The organism is Psychromonas sp. CNPT3 (assembly GCF_000153405.2).
Classification (GTDB): Bacteria; Pseudomonadota; Gammaproteobacteria; order Enterobacterales; family Psychromonadaceae; genus Psychromonas.
Map to the genome: position 1 here is coordinate 2,567,848 of NC_020802.1, position 18,706 is coordinate 2,586,553.

At 38.6% G+C, this 18,706-nt stretch carries 15 protein-coding genes; 8 read left to right on the plus strand and 7 right to left on the minus strand.

The features are described 5' to 3' along the window. Positions 1-6 precede the first annotated feature (6 nt). Both PCNPT3_RS11305 and PCNPT3_RS11310 read right to left on the minus strand, forming a co-directional pair. Entirely contained in the window at positions 7-924 is a 918-nt protein-coding gene (locus PCNPT3_RS11305) for a manganese-dependent inorganic pyrophosphatase (RefSeq protein ID WP_015465998.1), read from the minus strand. 242 nt (positions 925-1,166) lie between these two features. Then, positions 1,167-1,505 (minus strand): hypothetical protein, encoded by a 339-nt coding sequence (locus PCNPT3_RS11310; RefSeq protein ID WP_015465999.1) that lies wholly within the window; start codon positions 1,503-1,505, stop codon positions 1,167-1,169. Positions 1,506-1,660: 155 nt separating this feature from the next. Here PCNPT3_RS11310 and PCNPT3_RS14020 point away from each other — a divergent pair, with 155 nt between their 5' ends. Continuing rightward, complete coding sequence (locus tag PCNPT3_RS14020) at positions 1,661-1,825, plus strand: sugar diacid recognition domain-containing protein (RefSeq protein WP_015466000.1); 165 nt, start codon at positions 1,661-1,663, stop codon at positions 1,823-1,825. An 85-nt stretch (positions 1,826-1,910) separates the two neighbouring features. Further along, complete coding sequence (locus PCNPT3_RS11315) at positions 1,911-3,044, plus strand: glycerate kinase (protein WP_015466001.1); 1,134 nt, start codon at positions 1,911-1,913, stop codon at positions 3,042-3,044. A 97-nt stretch (positions 3,045-3,141) separates the two neighbouring features. Here PCNPT3_RS11315 and PCNPT3_RS11320 read toward each other — a convergent pair whose 3' ends face one another. The 5 genes from PCNPT3_RS11320 to PCNPT3_RS11340 form a co-directional block, all read right to left on the minus strand. Next, entirely contained in the window at positions 3,142-3,897 is a 756-nt protein-coding gene (locus tag PCNPT3_RS11320; protein WP_015466002.1) for a class I SAM-dependent methyltransferase, read from the minus strand. 123 nt (positions 3,898-4,020) lie between these two features. Then, positions 4,021-8,583 carry an ATP-binding protein gene (locus PCNPT3_RS11325; RefSeq protein WP_015466003.1) on the minus strand — a complete coding sequence of 1,521 codons (4,563 nt, stop codon included), beginning with the start codon at positions 8,581-8,583 and terminating at the stop codon, positions 4,021-4,023. Positions 8,584-8,800: 217 nt separating this feature from the next. Then, entirely contained in the window at positions 8,801-10,042 is a 1,242-nt protein-coding gene (locus PCNPT3_RS11330) for a malic enzyme-like NAD(P)-binding protein (RefSeq protein WP_015466004.1), read from the minus strand. A gap of 309 nt (positions 10,043-10,351) precedes the next feature. After that, entirely contained in the window at positions 10,352-10,564 is a 213-nt protein-coding gene (gene rpmE / locus PCNPT3_RS11335; protein WP_015466005.1) for a 50S ribosomal protein L31, read from the minus strand. Between the two features lie 159 nt (positions 10,565-10,723). Beyond that, positions 10,724-12,091 carry a hypothetical protein gene (locus PCNPT3_RS11340; protein ID WP_015466006.1) on the minus strand — a complete coding sequence of 456 codons (1,368 nt, stop codon included), beginning with the start codon at positions 12,089-12,091 and terminating at the stop codon, positions 10,724-10,726. A 340-nt stretch (positions 12,092-12,431) separates the two neighbouring features. Between PCNPT3_RS11340 and PCNPT3_RS11345 the strand changes: the two genes are divergently transcribed. The 6 genes from PCNPT3_RS11345 (at position 12,432) to PCNPT3_RS11370 (ending at position 18,586) form a co-directional block, all read left to right on the plus strand. Then, the gene (locus PCNPT3_RS11345) at positions 12,432-12,809 is read left to right on the plus strand and encodes a helix-turn-helix domain-containing protein (RefSeq protein WP_015466007.1); all 378 of its coding nucleotides are present in this window, start codon (positions 12,432-12,434) and stop codon (positions 12,807-12,809) included. 584 nt (positions 12,810-13,393) lie between these two features. Continuing rightward, positions 13,394-14,659 carry a NupC/NupG family nucleoside CNT transporter gene (locus tag PCNPT3_RS11350; protein WP_015466008.1) on the plus strand — a complete coding sequence of 422 codons (1,266 nt, stop codon included), beginning with the start codon at positions 13,394-13,396 and terminating at the stop codon, positions 14,657-14,659. Between the two features lie 176 nt (positions 14,660-14,835). Next, positions 14,836-15,609 carry a deoxyribose-phosphate aldolase gene (gene deoC, locus PCNPT3_RS11355; RefSeq protein WP_015466009.1) on the plus strand — a complete coding sequence of 258 codons (774 nt, stop codon included), beginning with the start codon at positions 14,836-14,838 and terminating at the stop codon, positions 15,607-15,609. After that, positions 15,609-16,856, plus strand: a complete 1,248-nt coding sequence (locus PCNPT3_RS11360) for a phosphopentomutase (RefSeq protein ID WP_015466010.1) — start codon at positions 15,609-15,611, stop codon at positions 16,854-16,856. The genes deoC and PCNPT3_RS11360 overlap by 1 nt, the downstream gene beginning before the upstream one ends. A gap of 99 nt (positions 16,857-16,955) precedes the next feature. Then, a complete protein-coding gene (gene deoD / locus PCNPT3_RS11365) occupies positions 16,956-17,663 on the plus strand; it encodes a purine-nucleoside phosphorylase (protein ID WP_015466011.1) in 708 nt (235 codons plus the stop codon). Positions 17,664-17,749: 86 nt separating this feature from the next. Beyond that, on the plus strand, positions 17,750-18,586 hold the full coding sequence (locus PCNPT3_RS11370) for a nucleoside-specific channel-forming Tsx family protein (protein WP_015466012.1): 837 nt from the start codon (positions 17,750-17,752) through the stop codon (positions 18,584-18,586). Positions 18,587-18,706 lie beyond the last annotated feature (120 nt).

Below are 18,706 nucleotides of genomic sequence, written 5' to 3' on the forward strand. Positions count from 1 at the left end.
AACAAATTAGCCTTCAAATGCACTTTGTAAAAATGGAATAATTTGCTTTTTACGGCTCACAACACCTGGCAATTCAAACGTATGGTCTACAACATGACTGTTTAATGCCTTAGCGATTTTATCTGCATCTTTAGAGATGATCAAAGCCGTTGTATCTAATGTAGTAATATCGGTTAATAGAACAATGGTAGAGTGATAGCCTTTATCTGCTTGCAATTGTCCCATTTCAACTAACATTTCATCTTTCTTAAGTAATGCATCCGTTAAAGAGGTTAGCTCTAATTGCCCTATCGCTAATTTTTCGCCCGCCATTTCAAATACTTTTTGGTCACGTAAAATAAGCTCAGCAGCGCTAACCGCTTTAATATCTGATTTAGCTTCGAATTGATCCGTTGCAAAAGCTTGCATATCATCCACACCCGCTATTTTAGCAAGCGCTTTAGCAGCCACTTTATCAATATCGGTTGTTGTTGGGCCTTGAAAATTGACGGTATCAGAAATAATGGCACCCATCATCATTTTAGCAATCGCAGGCTCAGGCGTTTGATCATGAAATTTATACATGTTGTAAACGATTGTTGCACTACAACCTACTGGCCAAATCCAACATTCCACTGGTTCAGACGTTGTTATATCACCTAATTTATGATGATCCACAATGCCACGTAACGTCGCTTTTTTCATGTCGCTTGTGCCTTGACCCCAATCAGAATAATCAACAATGAAAATCTCTTCACCGGCGACCGAGGTACGAATTTCAGGTTGCTTAAGGCCCGCACGCTCTAATAAAAATAATGCTTCTGGGTTAGGCTCACCTTGCAAAATAGGCGTTGCAGGACGACCAATTTTATTAAAAAGGGCGGCAAGACCCATAGCACTACATAAGCTATCGCAATCAGGATTTTGGTGACCAAGTACTAACATATTAAAACATCCAATTTAGTGAAAAGTGAAACATAGTTGATTAGTTTATTCTCTGGCATACTGCCAAAGTACGCTCTCATCTTATTTTAACGAAAACGCGTTCTCATCGTATTTATATTATACCCATAATACCGTAATTGTATTATCTGTCACTAGGATAACCCGTAGCATGACCATAAATATTACTTTAAAGAAGAAAATAAAAAATACGCACCTGCTTTAGTATATAAAAATAGGCGTCATTATTTTGCCATTTTAAGTGTTTTAACGGGGGAAAGTTGCTGATAATACTTGTTATTGTTGTCTATGACTTGTTTATAATAATGGCCATTTGTAGCGCAAAAATAAATAACGCCCTCCCGTCGAAGCAACATACATACATTTGAAATATCTAGCTGTAAGGACTGACTTTCTAATTGTTGCAGAGCTTGCGCTTCTCTGTAGGCATCTATTCGCTCACGTTTCGCATCAAATACATCATTACGGATCAAGCTGTCCTTTGTTTGTATTTGGATATCTCCTGCACAAGCGCCCACAGAAAAAAAAGATAATAACAACATGTATTGTATTTTTATGCGCATAATAGTGACTCTTTAAAGAATAAAATAAGAAGCTTTTCTAGTACTGTTATCGACGATATAAATATCGTTGTACCAATTCATCACATTATAGACTAAGTGCTAGTCATAAAATTCTATTTGCTCTCAAGCTAAAAAATTAAATATTGGAATATATCATGCAACTTAATACGGAAATTGCACAGCAGATAGTCAGCAGGGCAATGCGCATCATTCAATACTCAGTCAATGTCATGGATGAGCCGGGTTTTATTATTGTATCTGGTGATCCTTCGCGCCTAAATTGCCGTCATGAGGGGGCTTCCTTGCTATTAACAAAATAGAAGGGTTGAAATGAATTAAGCCTGATGCACTTATTTTCAACTATGATTTTGGGTGTCTTTGGTTTGTTTGTATAAAGGAAAGTTTATGAAAATTATTATTGCACCCGACTCATATAAAGAAAGTCTCACAGCGATGCAAGTCGCCACTGCGATTGAAGCTGGGTTTAAACAACAATTTCCCGATGCTACCTATATAAAGTTTCCAATGGCAGATGGGGGTGAAGGCACTGTACAGTCTTTAGTCGATGCGAGTCAGGGTAGCATTAAGCACTGCCCTGTTAGCGCACCATTAGGCAATAAAATAAATGCATTTTATGGACTAATGGGTAATAACAAGACAGCCATCATTGAAATGGCAGCAGCCTCTGGCTTGCACCTTGTTTCCCCTGCTCAGCGCAACCCATTATTAACCAGCAGTTATGGTACGGGAGAGCTCATTAAAGCGGTACTCGATAAAGGCTTTAAACATATTATCTTAGGTATTGGAGGCAGTGCGACAAATGATGCTGGCATTGGTATGGCACAAGCTCTCGGCGTTAAAATGCTAGATAAAAACAATCAGGAAATTGCATTTGGAGGTGCGGGCATTGCTGATTTAGTAAAAATTGATATCACTGACATGGATCCTCGTTTAGCAGATATTACCTTTGAAGTCGCTTGTGATGTTAATAATCCTTTGTGTGGAGAGCAAGGAGCCTCTTACATTTTTGGGCCTCAAAAAGGGGCGACACCTGCCATGCAAAAAATACTCGATAGTAATTTGGGCCATTATGCCATGCTGTTAAAAACGCAGTTATCTCAAGATATTAAAGATATCCCAGGGGCAGGTGCAGCAGGTGGTATGGGCGCAACTTTATTGGCTTTATTTAATGCAAAACTACGCCCTGGGATTGATATTGTCATTGATGCTTTGGGGCTTGAAAAGAGTTTATCCGATGCTGATTTAGTTATTACGGGTGAGGGCCGAATTGACAGTCAAACTATCTGTGGTAAAACGCCGATTGGTGTCGCACGCTTAGCCAAAAAATATGACCTTCCAGTGATTGCCATTGCGGGTTGTTTAAGTGCAGATTGTGATGTGGTTTACGAGCACGGTATTGATACGCTGTTTAGTATTGTCCCTCGTGCCATGACATTAGAGCAGGCTTTACAAGATGCATCGCTAAATGTACAAAAAACAGCAAATAACATCGCGGCGTTATTAAAAATAAAACTATAAACAAGTACACCAATCTCATTGTAACGAAACGTTTTATCTAAAATCAGCAAGTCCATTGGGCTTGCTGACTTTTCATAAAAACATAAGATCACTTGCTTTACGCACTAGGTATGGCTTTTTTTACATAAACATCAAAGCGATTCTTTTTGGTTTTAATACTCATACTCGGTTTTTTATCCGCTAAAAAGGGAGCATGATCGGGACGTTTGACGACAACCCGGTAACGCGCTGATGCGATAGCGACCTCTAATAGCTCATGTGCATCCAAATCAGCACCAATCACGCCTTGAAAAACACGCATCTCTTTTTTAACCAGTGCCGATTTCTTTTTATGTGGGAACATCGGATCCAAGTACACCACATCCGTTGTGTTATGCCTTAAATATTCGGAGCCAGAAGCAAACTCTAAGCGCATGCGTTGCTTTACCCAAGCGCCAATTTCTAAGTTTAAATAAGCGCGTTGTAAACCGTCATCAAGTAAAGCGGCTGCCACAGGTGAGCGCTCAACTAACGTCACATTACAACCTAATGTCGCCAGCACAAAAGCATCTCTGCCAAGTCCTGCCGTTGCATCAATTACCTCTAACTCAACACCGGCTTTAATACCAATGGCTTTGGCTATTGCTTGCCCTTTACCGCCACCAAATTTACGTCGGTGCGCACTACCGCCGGCAACAAAATCCACAAAAACAAATCCTTGTTTAGGATCGTCGGTTTGCTCCAACGCAAGATGCTCCATAAGGAGGTGTAATCTAAAATCCCCACCGGCTTGATTAATAAATCCCCATTTATCACGCAAGCGTTGTGCCTGAGCTTTTAACGCAGGATCATTACACAAAAGAGCAATATCCATTATATCTATCCTTAATACACCCTGACTACAGGTCTATTTACATGTTTTTTAATAAACAAATATTAACGCAATAAAAAAGCCAGTCAATCGACTGGCTTTTTTTATCTGCTTATATTGTCTCGATTAAAGAGGCGTCACAATATATAACAAATCACCACTTGATACTTGTTGGCCATTGTTATTAATAATACGCTCGATACGGAACTTAGTCTTTTTAGCATAAAGCTCAGCATCCGGCAGATTGAAGCTTGATAACGTAATAGGTGAAAACATTTTCATTGCTTCCATCAAACCTAACGTTTGCTCAATATTTACAATGTCACCTTCAAGTACAAAATCAGGCTCCGCTGGTGATGAAGCTCGGTAGAAAATCCCCGCGCTTTGCGCTAATACTTTCAATTCATTACTGCCATCAACACGAATAGAAACGGCACTTCCACCTGTTGAAGCTGACGCTTCAATTTCTTTGATCATGACATCTTGATCAAGTCTTGCCATAAACTTAGGTAAGTAAGTTGTATCGTAAATACCTTTTAAGAACACATCATCTTTTAAGATACGTAGCAATAATGGAATATTGGTTGCAATACCTGTGATTTCAACTTTTTCTAAGAATTTAATCAGTTTAGTTATCGTATCATTACGATTTTTACCTGAACAAATAAATTGTGCCACTAAACTATCGTAGTAAGGAGAAACCTCTTTTCCGGCTGCAATCATCGAGATAACTTCAACATTATCTTGCTCAGGAATAACACATTTATCTACTTTTCCAGGGTATGGAAGTAGTTGCATAATGCCCTTTGCATCAAGTGTCGCTTTTTCAGCCGTCACACGCACTTCAATCGCATAACCTTTTTTAACAGGTTTCATGTCGGCAATGCTCTCACCTGATGAGATAGAGTATTGCGCACTCACGATATCAATACCTGATGTAGCTTCCGTCACCGGATGTTCAACTTGTAGACGTGTATTCATTTCCATAAAGTAAATGGCATCTTCATCAAGATCATAAATAAACTCGACAGTACCCGCACCCATGTAATCAACCGCCTCAGCAAGACTTTCTGTATAGGTCATTGCCAACTCTTCTAATTTCTTAGGAAGCATTGTTGATGCAGACTCTTCAACTACTTTTTGGTTATTACGTTGCACAGAACAATCACGAATACCAAGTACACGCGTATTACCTTGCTTATCACGCAATAATTGCACTTCAATATGACGTAATGAAGTGATGTATTTTTCAAGGTAAAGATCGCCATTACCAAAAGCACTGCGCGCTTCAGCAGAAACCTGCGCAAAGCCTGTGAACATATCTTCGGCTTTTTCAATAACAAGGATACCTTTACCACCACCACCATTTACGGCTTTAAGCAGTACAGGGTAACCAATACCATTGGCAATATCGAGAGCTTGCTCAGCACCGGTTAAAATACCGTGCGAACCAGGTACAACGGGAACACCGTGATCCTGTGCCGTTTTAATAGCGTTAGACTTATTACCCATGGTTAACATGCTGTCCATACTTGGGCCGATAAAGTTAATACCGTGACCCACACAAAGATCTGCAAATTGTGGGCTTTCTGATAAGAAACCGATACCAGGATGTAATGCATCTACTTCTTCATATTCAGCAATTTTTAATACTGAATTTGCATTAAGGTAGCTTTCATCTGAGGTGTTTCCGCCTAAACAAACTAAACGATCTCCCGCTCCTAGCATATTAGCCGGCACAGAAGTCATATCGGGATCAGAAGCAACTAATACCACTTTAATATTATTATCTTGCGCTTTACGGATAAGTTTAACCGCCGTACAACCACGCGCATGTATTAATACTTTTTTCACTGGCGTCATTAATTGACGAGGATCTACTTGAGAATATTCATCATCAACCAAACTACATACAGGTACAAAACCGGTTAATGCACGTTGGATCGTTTCTTCAATTGTGATCTTAGGCATTGGCATGTTTTCATCAATGTCAGTTAATTTAGCATTAAGATCATCAGAGAATGGATTGATAACTAAGCCATCCATCGCACCCGGTACGCGTGATAAATAATTTGACAGCGTAGAGGTAGATGGTAAGTATGCAGGCACAACCATTTGCCCAGCAAACGGCATATTAGTGCCTGATAAATAGTATGTCTGTACCATAGGGTGTGTCACAAAACTCGCTTGCGCGCCCCCCGTACAGTCACCATAACCAAACATGATCACCGGTAAATCATTATCACGAATAAATCGCGTAATACGATCATTTACCACGGCCATCGAAAATAGTGCACCGGCACCTTCTTTCGTTTGCATGCCACCTGAGCTGATAAATGCGACAACTGGCAAATGTTTTTGTGCACATTTAACCAGTAACGCACAGAACTTTTCAGCACTGGCCATATCAAAAGCGCCGGCTTGGAAAGCAAGGTTCGATACCGCGATACCCACTTGCTGAAGTTCTCCACTTTGCAGTTTAAACTCACCAATACCAGTAACTAAGCCACAAGGTTTAATGTTTTTATCTAATGCATCTTCAACCGATAGACGAAAGCCAGGGAATTCAAGTAAATTGGCCGTCATTAAATCTTTCTTTGACTCTTTAAAGTTAGTAAAGAATTTATCTAAAATAACTTCATACGAATTATTCTTTTTACTTTTTTCACTGCGCAGTACCGCTTGAATCAATAGATCTTGATAACCCATTGTTAAACGGTTCCAGAAATCTTTACGGCGACCGATACGTACCGGATTAATGACGCCATTATAATCTGCAACGTTCTCGCGACTTGCATAATAAGAAGGAATTATTTTTTCAAATAAATAGGTCAAGATCACAAATAAACTCGCATTCATTTGTGGTGCACCAATACTCTTCCACTCTTCTACTTTCGCAAGAATATCTGCACGTTCGCTTTGATCGGTAAAATGACGTAACCAAAGGTTAAAGCTGAGTTTAAGTTGTTCATAATCATCATCACTGACTTTATTTAAAGCGGCTTTTAATGAACTACGCACTAAAGATGAAACAGACTCACGAGACAATTCTTTAGTTGCCATCGCTTCTTTAGCAATAGACGCCAAATTACCCATCGTATTATCATATAAAGCATTAAATACTAGAATATGACGACAATGCACTAAAAAGCATTCACGAGTATCCTCGTGGCTAACAACATCAATACTGGTTAACTCACTCAATTCAGGCCAAGAGTTAGTTAATGGGACTGCTTTTTCATCTTCTAGATAAGCAATTAGTGCACGGAAATTATCTTCAGCGTTACTTTTCCAGCGATTATATAACGACCAGGTTAAATTAATTAATAATTTACTGCGCGCATTATCATAGTTTTCTTGAGGCTCACCTAAAATAAGCTTGGTGAACATGTTGCGTTCAATACCTTTATCTTCACGTTTAGATAAGAAGGTTTTCCAATTTTTATTTAGGACATCATCATAAATTAACTTATCAGGGCTTTCTAACCAACTTGTAAAGACCTGCTTTCTATTGGCTTCAATACGCGCGTTTAAGTCACCTTCAGGGATAGTTAATTTAGATAAACGACCATATTCATTTTTTTGAATCGCTTTAATACGCGTACGTAATGTTAAATAACGCATATAACGATAAGTCGTACCAAAGGCATTGTTATGCGCCGTTGGATTTTTTGCGATCAAACGCGCGCTATCCGAGGCTTTTTCAACTTCCATCAGCTTACTTGATGGGTCTAAATAGCGCGATAAACTGCGGTTATAATGATCTAAAATGTCAGGATATTTACGTACAAAACTAACCGACGTCGATTCTATTGATAAAATACTCGAAACAATGGCTTTTTGTAAGTTGTGTTGGCGTTCATCTTTATCGACAGGTGAATAATCAACAATGCCATCAATACAACCATTTGCATACAGCTCTTCCGGTGAAACACCCACTGATTGCGCACATTCTTGCCACGACAAATTATATTTGCGTGCAATACTTTGTAGGCCTTTAGGCTGGATCGTATTAAAGATACCATCACGTACCGATAATAAGATATTGGCAGTCGCAAGTGGTATCGCACCACCTGAATAACCAACACCCACAACGACACCGACAGTCGGTACATCAACATTGGCACTTTCAGTGATCATTTGCGAAATACTGTGCGCTTGATTTTGGCTATTAGCCTCTTCACCGGCATCCGCTCCAGGGGTGTCAATTAAGAACACGATAGGTAACGATAAATCAGCAAATTTACGGATAGCTTTACTTGCATCGCGGTGATGCTCTGGCATCCAAGCTCCGTTGTTAGAGCTACGCTCTTGGGCAATAATACCGATACGTCTAGAATAGCCACCAAAGTCTAATTCCATTTCAGCACTGTAAAAAGCACCGTTGCTACGCTCGGTAATTATTTTGCCATTAAAGCCCGCAATAATATGTTTTGAACCTGGGCGTTTGTTATCTTCAGCCGGTTGCACCGTGCGTTCGATATAAGCATCAACATCCATCTTTTTGATCAGTGCCAAATTAGATTGAATACGCTCAGGCGCAATCAGTCCTTCTAAATTTTTAGTATTAGACGGTAAAGAATTATCTGGAAATAGAGAGAAGTCTTTTGCGATATGCTCAGCATGAATAAAAAGCGGATCCGCTATATTATTACTTTCAAACTGAGAAGAGGAAGGTTTTCCTGACATACGATACCCTTACAAATAGTGATGAGAAATATATTTATACCCAGCCGCTTGCATCTTCTTATGCAGGGTATTGGATAATTAAACACGCTAATTTACAACTAATTAACTAACGAAGCCAGTATTGATTTTAAATCAGCCCATAATTACTACTTTCTGGGCTTTAATTAACAAAAAACCCCGCTAATGAGATTAACAGGGTTTATTTTTTAAACAATAGTTAAGCCATATAATCGTCGGCAAGCTCAACTTGTGCAACGCCACTTTCAACAGCTGCGCGTGCAACTGCTCCCGCTACTTTTTTAAGTAAACGCGGATCCATTGGTTTTGGTATAATATAATTTTTGCCAAACTCTAATGACGTTTCGCCACTGGCTTTAAGTACCGCCTTCGACACCGGCAATTTTGCAAGGTCACGAATGGCATTTACGGCTGCAATTTTCATTGCATCATTGATTTCTGTTGCGCGAGCATCAAGCGCGCCACGGAAAATAAAAGGAAAACATAAAACATTATTCACTTGGTTTGGATAATCACTGCGCCCCGTTGCCATTATCAAATCATCACGCACGCCATGAGCAAGATCAGGGCGAATTTCTGGATCAGGATTTGAACACGCAAATATGATTGGATTTTTAGCCATCATTTTTACATGTTCGGGTAATAATAGATCTGGACCTGAAACACCAACAAAGACATCAGCCCCTTCAATAACGTCTGCCAATGTGCGTTTATCGGTATTGTTAGCAAAAAGCTTCTTATATTCGTTAATATCATCACGGCTCGTGTGGATCACACCTTTGCGATCTAACATATATATGTTTTCACGTAATGCGCCACATTTTACTAATAATCCCATACATGCAATGGCAGCAGCACCTGCGCCAAGACAGACAATTTTTACTTGTGCAATCTCTTTGCCTTGAATTTCTAATGCATTGAGCATAGCGGCCGATGTTACTATTGCAGTGCCGTGCTGATCATCATGAAAAACAGGAACCGCACAACGCGCTTTTAATTGTTTTTCAATTTCAAAACACTCGGGTGCTTTAATGTCTTCTAAATTGATACCACCAAAGGTGTCTGCAATGCTTGCGACCGTGTTAATGAACTCTTCAGGAGTACGGTGTTTAACTTCAATATCAATACTATCGATATTTGCAAAGCGCTTAAATAATAAAGACTTACCTTCCATTACTGGTTTAGATGCAAGAGGACCTAAGTTTCCGAGCCCTAAAATAGCAGTCCCATTGGTTATCACTGCAACCAAATTTCCTTTTCCTGTGTATTTATAAACATTTTCAGGATCTTTGGCAATTTCACGAACAGGCTCAGCAACACCGGGGCTATATGCAAGCGACAGATCTTCTGCTGTTTCTGCGGGTTTAGTGATCTCCACACTGATTTTGCCAGGACGAGGGTATGCATGATAATCCAACGCTTGTTGACGTAAATTTGACATTTAGGAGTTCCATTTAAAGGGAAATAAAGAATAGAAATAGATGATAGTCAACTTTTATGGAAAGTAACAGCGTTTAATTCACAGTCTAGGGAATAAGCTCTTGTTGATAATTTTAATGCCCTATTAACAATATTATTTTTAGACTCAAAGTGCCGTTTTATATTGGGATAATAAGAGAGGGGATAATATATATTTTAGGTTATTAAAGAGTAAGATTTGATAAATAAGGACACGGGTAAGATTATCTATATATAAAAAAAGGCGCTTAATATAAGCACCTTTTTAGTATCTTTTTGCTGTACTAAATAATTATTTAGAAGCAAGTGATCCAAAACGTTTTTTGAATTTATCGATACGACCGCCAGTATCAACAACACGTTGAGTACCTGTATAGAATGGGTGACATTCGCCACAAATATCTAATGTAATATCTTTACAAACAGTTGAACCAATTGTTACAACGTTGCCACAAGAACAAGTTGCATTAATTTCTTTGTATTCTGGATGAATAGCATTTTTCATAGGGAAAACCTCGTTAGGCCGTGTCGCCATCTTGCTTGAAAGAAGCATTTCTCTCAACAAAATACCACACGTATTTATCATAAAATTTCAGGTTGCGAATTATATAGAAGTTAAGTCCAAAAAGTAACTTATATCTGTTTTTTTACCTAAAAAATATCATTAGGCCATCACAACTTGCAGAGCTTCATCAAGTAACTCTTCTGCGCTGTAATTTTTTGTTGCTAAAGAAAAGGAAAACGCGGCACTTTTAGCATGATGTAATTCACAATAATTATAAATAACGCGGTGTATTTCAAACACATTATCTATCACTGACATACTGTTTATTTTTTTATTCATGTTCGCTTCTAAATAATCATAAAAACGCTCAATACTTTGGCTTTGCAGCAATGCTAGATGAGAGGGTTTTGTCAGTGCCGGTGTAATGGGGGAATACGCACCTAGCTCATTACTGTGCCAAGTATCTTTCCACCAGCCAAGGCCTTTACCCGCTAACGCCCAATGTGTTGCAGCTTTTTTGGGATACTCCACAAAAAAATAGACTTCGGCCTTTTTTTGACGAATATCAGCATCGCATGCCATTAGGGCTCCCGCTCGAAGCGTACTCTCATGCTCTATAATATGAGTGTAACTTTCTACCTTTTGAGTAAAGCCTTTAAGCAATTGAAAATGGATATAAGCGACTTTATCTGGGTAAATGAGAGAGCATTTAGTAATGGGCCGTAAATCGCCAATGATCAGTTGCTCAAAATGATTACGCTGTAGATTTTGCTGATAACGATCAATTAACACGTTTTCAATATTGTCAGAATATATACTTTTGATCATCGTATCTTTTGTTTCATTATAAATAAAACACGCGTCAAAATGATCTTGGGTCATATTATTTGTTTGCAATAAAATATAACCACTGTCGCCTTCTGCACTGAGTAGCGTATAAACGCCACGGTGGTGCTCAAGTTTAAAGCTACGCCCTTCACTGTGGATCACGAGATGCTTGTCTTGTATATTCAGTTGCTCGCGTATACGGCTAAAGTTTCCTAGGATCCTTGCCAGCTTGTCGAGATAAAAATAATATAAGCGCGCAGACAATTGTGTTTCTTTGATAGCCGTTTTAGTATCGTGATGCTTTAAAACAGAATTCAAAACACGTTTTAATACGGCTATCTTTTTATAATTTTGTAAGGAAAATACAGTATTGCATTGACTGCATTTTTTTCGTTGCGTACCCGCCGAAGTAAAACCATGTAATTTAGCAGGTGAAGGCTCAGTCAGAAAAAAATAAGGGTGGCATTTAGGGCAACCGGTTAACTTACGCCCAAAATGAAAGAGTGTTTTTTCTTTTAACACTTTATTAACTAATTCATTATTTATCCACGGAGCATGACTACCACAAAGCTCACAGCCCGTTGAGACATATCCCAAACGTTCACTTTGCTGAATATAATCAACATTCTCTGTTTTACCGAAATTTGCACAGCCTACTGTTTTACAACAATTAAAATTTTTTCTAAAGTTTATCAACATAACTACCTATTAATTGTTACGACTTAACAACACTCGAAGCCCCAGTCTATATTCAAAGCATAATCAATTTTACACTTTTCAACAACTCACTAACGCCCTTTTTTTACCGGAATAATAACTTAAAAAAAACACAACAACAGATTTTGTGATCCGGAGGTAAATATTATTAATATATCATCAACAAATGCGTTGAATCACACTTTATTTGTTGTTTACTCAATAAAATCGATTACATCGAAAATTGTTAACAAGACTTATAATTGTCTTGTTTCCGAATAAAAAAACAACAGAATCCATTAAATAACCCTCCTTAGTCAAGGGTATTATAGAAGCTTGATATATGAAAAATAATTTAAAAGAAATCATTTCCAGTACGAAGAACGCCAGACATCGGATCCGTTTACTGGCTATTTACCATTTTAATAGCGGTAAAAATCGCACCCAAATAGCGCAATACTTACAAGTGAGCCGCCATAGTGTTAATGGTTGGGTTAAGAAATATTTAGACCAAGGCTTAATCGCATTAGAAGAAAAGAAGCACCCTGGCCGCCCAAACAAATTAAACGACGCACAAAAACAAGAAATGCTAGATTTCATTGCAACACTGCAACAAGACGATGTTAAGAAAAGCGTTCAAGCAGATAAAATAAGAATATTTTTACAAGAAAAATACTCGGTCCTTTACCAAAAAAGTAATATTTATAAATTACTACAATAAAGCACGCCGTTTTTCCGAAATATGTAGTTCAGCCCCCTTAAACTGAGTCGTACTACTGATTGCGCTCTGCGTTGAATGTCATTATCATTAGAGGCGAAAACTTAGAGAGATTATTTAACGGAAAATGTAAAACCGAAAATGAAGCAACACATTTTGTTAACATGACTTTATTAATGTAAATATTTAGTGTTCTAGAGCGATTGATCACACTTTAAACCTTACTTAATAACTAGAATTCGTGGCGCTAAGAGGCAATGACAAGGAATGTTTCAATATTAATAATACGTAAAATAATAACCTGTTATTAATATTTAAAAAAACCAATGCATATTATTTAAAAAATCTCTTTCTCAACGACATTTCATCTTTGAAATATCAATCAAGAAAAGACACTTTAATGCCTATACTTCGAAGTGAAGTAAACTAGCGCCAATAAACAATAACACCTATGTGTCATAGTTATTTATAAGAAAATCGTAAATAACACGCAAATAGATTGTTTATACAACATAAAGATTCACTAACGATAAATAATGATGGTAGAAATTTTTTCTTAAATCTAAAACTAAAATGGAGAGTTAAATATGCAAATTGTTATGGGCTTAGTCGGGATCCTATCCTTAATTTTAATTGCGGTGATATTTTCAAGTAACCGAAAAGCAATTAATTTAAGAACAGTGATCGGCGCTTTTGCAATTCAAGCAACTATTGCCGCGTTTGTTATTATGACAGATTCAGGTGCTAGTTTCTTAGGTAGCATTTCAACAGGCGTACAAGCGGTTATCGATAGTGCTAACGCAGGGATCGGTTTTCTCTTTGGTGGTTTAGTTTCTGGAAAAATGTTTGAAGTATTTGGTGGTGGCGGTTTCGTCTTCGCATTTAGAGTACTACCTATCATTATCTTCTTCGCATCATTAATGTCTGTTCTTTACTACATTGGTGTTATGCAACTTGTTATCAAAATCTTTGGTGGCGCATTACAAAAAGCATTGGGTACAAGTCGTACTGAATCTATGTCAGCTGCAGCTAACGTATTCGTTGGACAAACAGAAGCGCCGCTTGTTGTTAAACCTTTCTTACGTACCATGACACGTTCTGAATTATTTGCAGTAATGGCCGGTGGCCTTGCATCAGTTGCAGGCGCAGTACTTGCAGGTTACGCATCTTTAGGTGTTAGTTTAGATTACCTTATCGCAGCATCATTTATGGCAGCCCCTGGTGGTCTATTAATGGCTAAATTAATAGAGCCAGAAACAGAAACGCCACGTGACAGCATGGCGCAACTAACTGACGCAGATATTGCAGATGATGAAGAAGCAGCGCCAGTTAACGTTATTGATGCAGCAGCATCAGGTGCAGCAGCCGGTCTACAACTCGCAATGAACGTTGGCGCAATGTTAATTGCCTTTATCGCACTAATTGCATTGGTCAATACATTACTTGGCGGCATTGGCGGTATCTTCGGCGCAGAAGAACTGACACTACAACTTATCTTAGGTTACGTTTTTGCTCCAATCGCATTCTTAATTGGTGTGCCTTGGTCTGAAGCACTACAAGCAGGTAGCTTACTAGGTCAAAAACTAGTCGTGAATGAATTTGTAGCTTATATCGATTTCGTAAGCTTTAAAGATACTTTATCTGCAAACACTCAAGTTATCATCACCGTTGCTCTTTGTGGTTTTGCTAACTTATCATCAATGGCAATTCTTCTTGGTGGACTAGGTGTTCTTGCACCATCACGTCGTCCTGAAATTGCTCGCATGGGTCTTAAAGCAGTATTAGCAGGTACTTTATCTAACTTTATGAGTGCTTGTTTAGTGGGTATTTTCTTCGCAATCAGCGTAGCTTAAATATCTCTAGTACCTACTGCGATAACGCAGTAGGTACCTTTTATAATAATAATAATAATAATAATAACCATAACAACTATTCAGCAGATACCTGTGCACCATTTAGTATTTAGAATACACAGCAATTGCTTAAAATTATAACGACCTGAGTAGCTTAATAACAAAGGATCAAAATAATGACTGATTTAAAAATTGCCTCTAAGCAAGGTATCCAATTTATGGATTTAACCACATTAAATGAAGATGATACGGATCAAAAAGTGATCCAACTTTGTCATAACGCGAAAACTGCAGCGGGTAATACTGCTGCCGTTTGTATTTATCCGCGTTTTATTCCCGTTGCTCGTAAAGCATTAAAAGAGCAAGGTACACCCGAAATTAAAATTGCAACTGTTACCAACTTCCCACACGGTAATGATGATTTAGAGATTGCACTTGCAGAAACACGCGCGGCCGTAGCATATGGCGCAGATGAAATCGATGTTGTATTTCCTTACCGCGCATTAATGGCAGGTAACAGCGAAATTGGTAAAACAATGATCACGGCATGTCGTGAAATATGTGGTAGCGCAGTCACCTTGAAAGTTATCATCGAATCTGGCGAATTAAAAACAGATGCATTGATCCAACAAGCGAGTGAAATTTGTATTAATGCTGGCGCTGACTTTATTAAGACATCAACGGGAAAAGTACCCGTGAATGCAACACTCGAAGCGACTAAAATCATGATCGAAGCGATTAAAGCCTCTAAGAAAAATGTTGGTTTTAAAGCGGCTGGCGGCGTAAAAGATGCACAAGCGGCTTACGATTACATGCAACTTGCACGCTCAATTATGGGTGACAACTGGGTAGATGCGACGCATTTCCGTTTTGGCGCATCAAGCTTACTGGTTGGCTTACTAAAAGAGCTAAATTTAACAGATAAAACAGTTGAGAAAGGAGCTTACTAATGAAACGCAGTGTGATTTTATTACTTGATTCTTTTGGCGTTGGCGCAACCGCCGATGCTGATAAATTTGTCGGCTCTCTTAGCGACGGTAGCACTTTTGATGATGTTGGTTCAAATACACTGGCACATATCGCAGAATGTTGCGCTAAAGGTGAAGCAAACAAAGGCCGTAATGGCCCTCTATACATACCGAACATGAATAAATTGGGTCTTGGTCAAGCATGTTTTGAAAGCTCAGGCGAATATCCTGCGGGCCTTGATGCGAATGTTATTCCAGAGGCTGCTTTTGGTTATGCTAAAGAGCTATCAACTGCGAAAGATACGTCGAGTGGACATTGGGAAATAACGGGCGTACCCGTTTTATTTGATTGGGGCTATTTCACTAAAAAAGAAAATAGTTTTCCTCAATCTTTACTTGATGAATTAGTTAAACGTGCTGACTTACCCGGCTACTTAGGTAATTGTCATTCGTCTGGCACTATCATCTTAGACGACCTAGGTGAAGAGCATCTTAAAACAGGCAAACCTATTTTTTATACGTCTGCTGACAGTGTTTTCCAAATTGCGTGCCATGAAGAAAGCTTCGGTTTAGAGCGTCTTTACAAGTTATGTGAACTTGCCCGTGAATTGGTAGATGAATACAATATCGGCCGTGTTATCGCGCGTCCTTTTAGTGGCACTAAAAAAGGTGAATTTGCACGCACACCAAATCGTCATGATTACTCAGTATTACCTCCTAGCCCTACTTTGCTCGATAAAATGAAAGCAAGTGGCGGTCATGTTATCAGTATCGGTAAAATTTCTGATATTTTTGCAACCCAAGGTATTACGCAAGCTATCAAAGCAAACGGTATTGAAGCGTTATTTGATGCTAGTTTAGAAGCCCTTAAAACGGCTGACGATCAAACTATTATTTTCACTAACTTTGTGAATTTTGATGCAGACTTTGGTCATCGCCGTGATATTTCAGGCTATGCAGCTGCGCTTGAGTACTTTGATAAACGCTTACCTGAAATCATTGCACTTTTAGGCAAAGACGATCTTTTGATCTTGACCGCCGATCATGGATGCGATCCCACTTGGAAAGGCACCGATCATACGCGTGAACATATTCCTCTTATTTTTGTTGGTGATACAGTCAAAGCTGGATCTGTTGGCTTACGTGATACTTTTGCCGATATTGGTCAAACGATTGCTGCGCATCATCAGCTACCCGATTTAGAATATGGAACATCTATTTTTAAATAATTAACATCGTCTTGATTTATGCTTTAAAAGCATAAATTTGGACATCAAACAATTAAATACGCTCTACTAAGTTGCGTATTTTTAAAGGAGTATTACATCATGGCAACACCTCATATTAATGCAGTCGATGGCGCTTTCGCAGAAACAGTTTTAATGCCTGGCGATCCTCTTCGCGCAAAATATATTGCAGAAAACTTTTTAGATGATGCAGTTGAAGTAACAAATGTACGTAACATGTTAGGTTTCACTGGAACTTACAAAGGCAAACGCGTATCAGTTATGGGTAGTGGCATGGGTATTCCATCTTGCTCTATTTATGCAACAGAATTAATCCGTGAATATGGCGTTAAAAATATTATTCGTGTGGGTAGCTGTGGCGCAATTAGTCTTGATGTAAAAGTACGTGACGTTATCATCGGTATGGGCGCATCAACTGACTCTAAAGCAAACCGCATTCGTTTTGCTGGACATGACTTTGCAGCTATCGCAAGTTATGAGTTACTTGAAAAATCTGTCGCTTCTGCAAAAGCACTCAATATTAAAGTACGTGTTGGTAATATCTTCTCTGCAGATACTTTTTATACGCCTGAGCCTGCTGTTTTTGACACACTAGAAAAATACAACATTCTAGGTGTGGAAATGGAAGCTGCTGGCCTATACGGCGTTGCAGCTGAAGAAGGTGCGAATGCACTTTGTATTTTAACTGTCTCTGATCATATTCGCACGGGTGAAAAACTAAGCTCAGATGAACGTCAAACTAGCTTTAATGAAATGTTGATCATTGCATTAGACGCTGCCATTGCTTAAAAAATCTAAAAAAATGACCTCTACTATTATAAGTTAAGGTCATTTCATACCTTTACTCTTTTTTTACGACCACCAAGGAAGATACAATGAAAAAGTCAATTGTAGCACTAAGTGTGCTTGCTCTAACCTCAGCTTCAGCTTTCGCTGCCGATTACAGTGATGGCGATATCCACAAAAATGATTACAAATGGATGCAGTTTAATTATATGTATTCTATTGATGAGCTGCCACACGGTAAAGATGCAGAAAATAATGCACATGATTATTTAGAAATGGAATTTGGTGGGCGTTCTGGGGTTTTTGATCTTTATGGTTATGTTGATGTGTTCAACTTAGCAACAAAAGACGATACTGATAAAGATTCAGACGCTTCAAAAATGTTCATGAAATTTGCACCACGTATCTCTCTTGATGCATTAACAGGTCAAGATTTATCATTAGGTCCGATTCAAGAAGTGTACATCGCGACCTTATTTAACTGGGGTGGTGGTTCACGTAACGCTCTAGGCGGTAGTGGTGATGTTAACAACAGTTTCTGGGGACTAGGCTCTGATGTAATGGTGCCTTGGCTTGGTAAAATCGGTCTTAATGTTTATGGTCTATACGATCTTAATAAAAAAGATTGGAATGGTTACCAAGTGTCTACCAACTGGTTTAAACCTTTTTACTTCTTTGAAAATGGCTCATTCATTTCATACCAAGGTTATATCGATTACCAATTTGGCATGAAAGATGAGTACTCAAGTGTAAGTGAAGGTGGCGTTATGTTTAATGGTATCTACTGGCACTCTGATCAATTTGCTGTCGGTTATGGCTTAAAAGCATACACCAACGTATACGGCATTGAAGACGGTAAAGATTGGGGCGGAAGCGCAGAATCTACTGGCCTAAGCCATTATGTTTCAGTAACTTACAAGTTCTAAATATAAAAAATTAAAATAGCCCAGTTTTCTGGGCTATTTATTATTAACAACAATGTTCCCCTTTCCAGCCCTCTTTATCAATGAGTCATTGACTGTTTTCCTACGATTTTTAGCAATTCT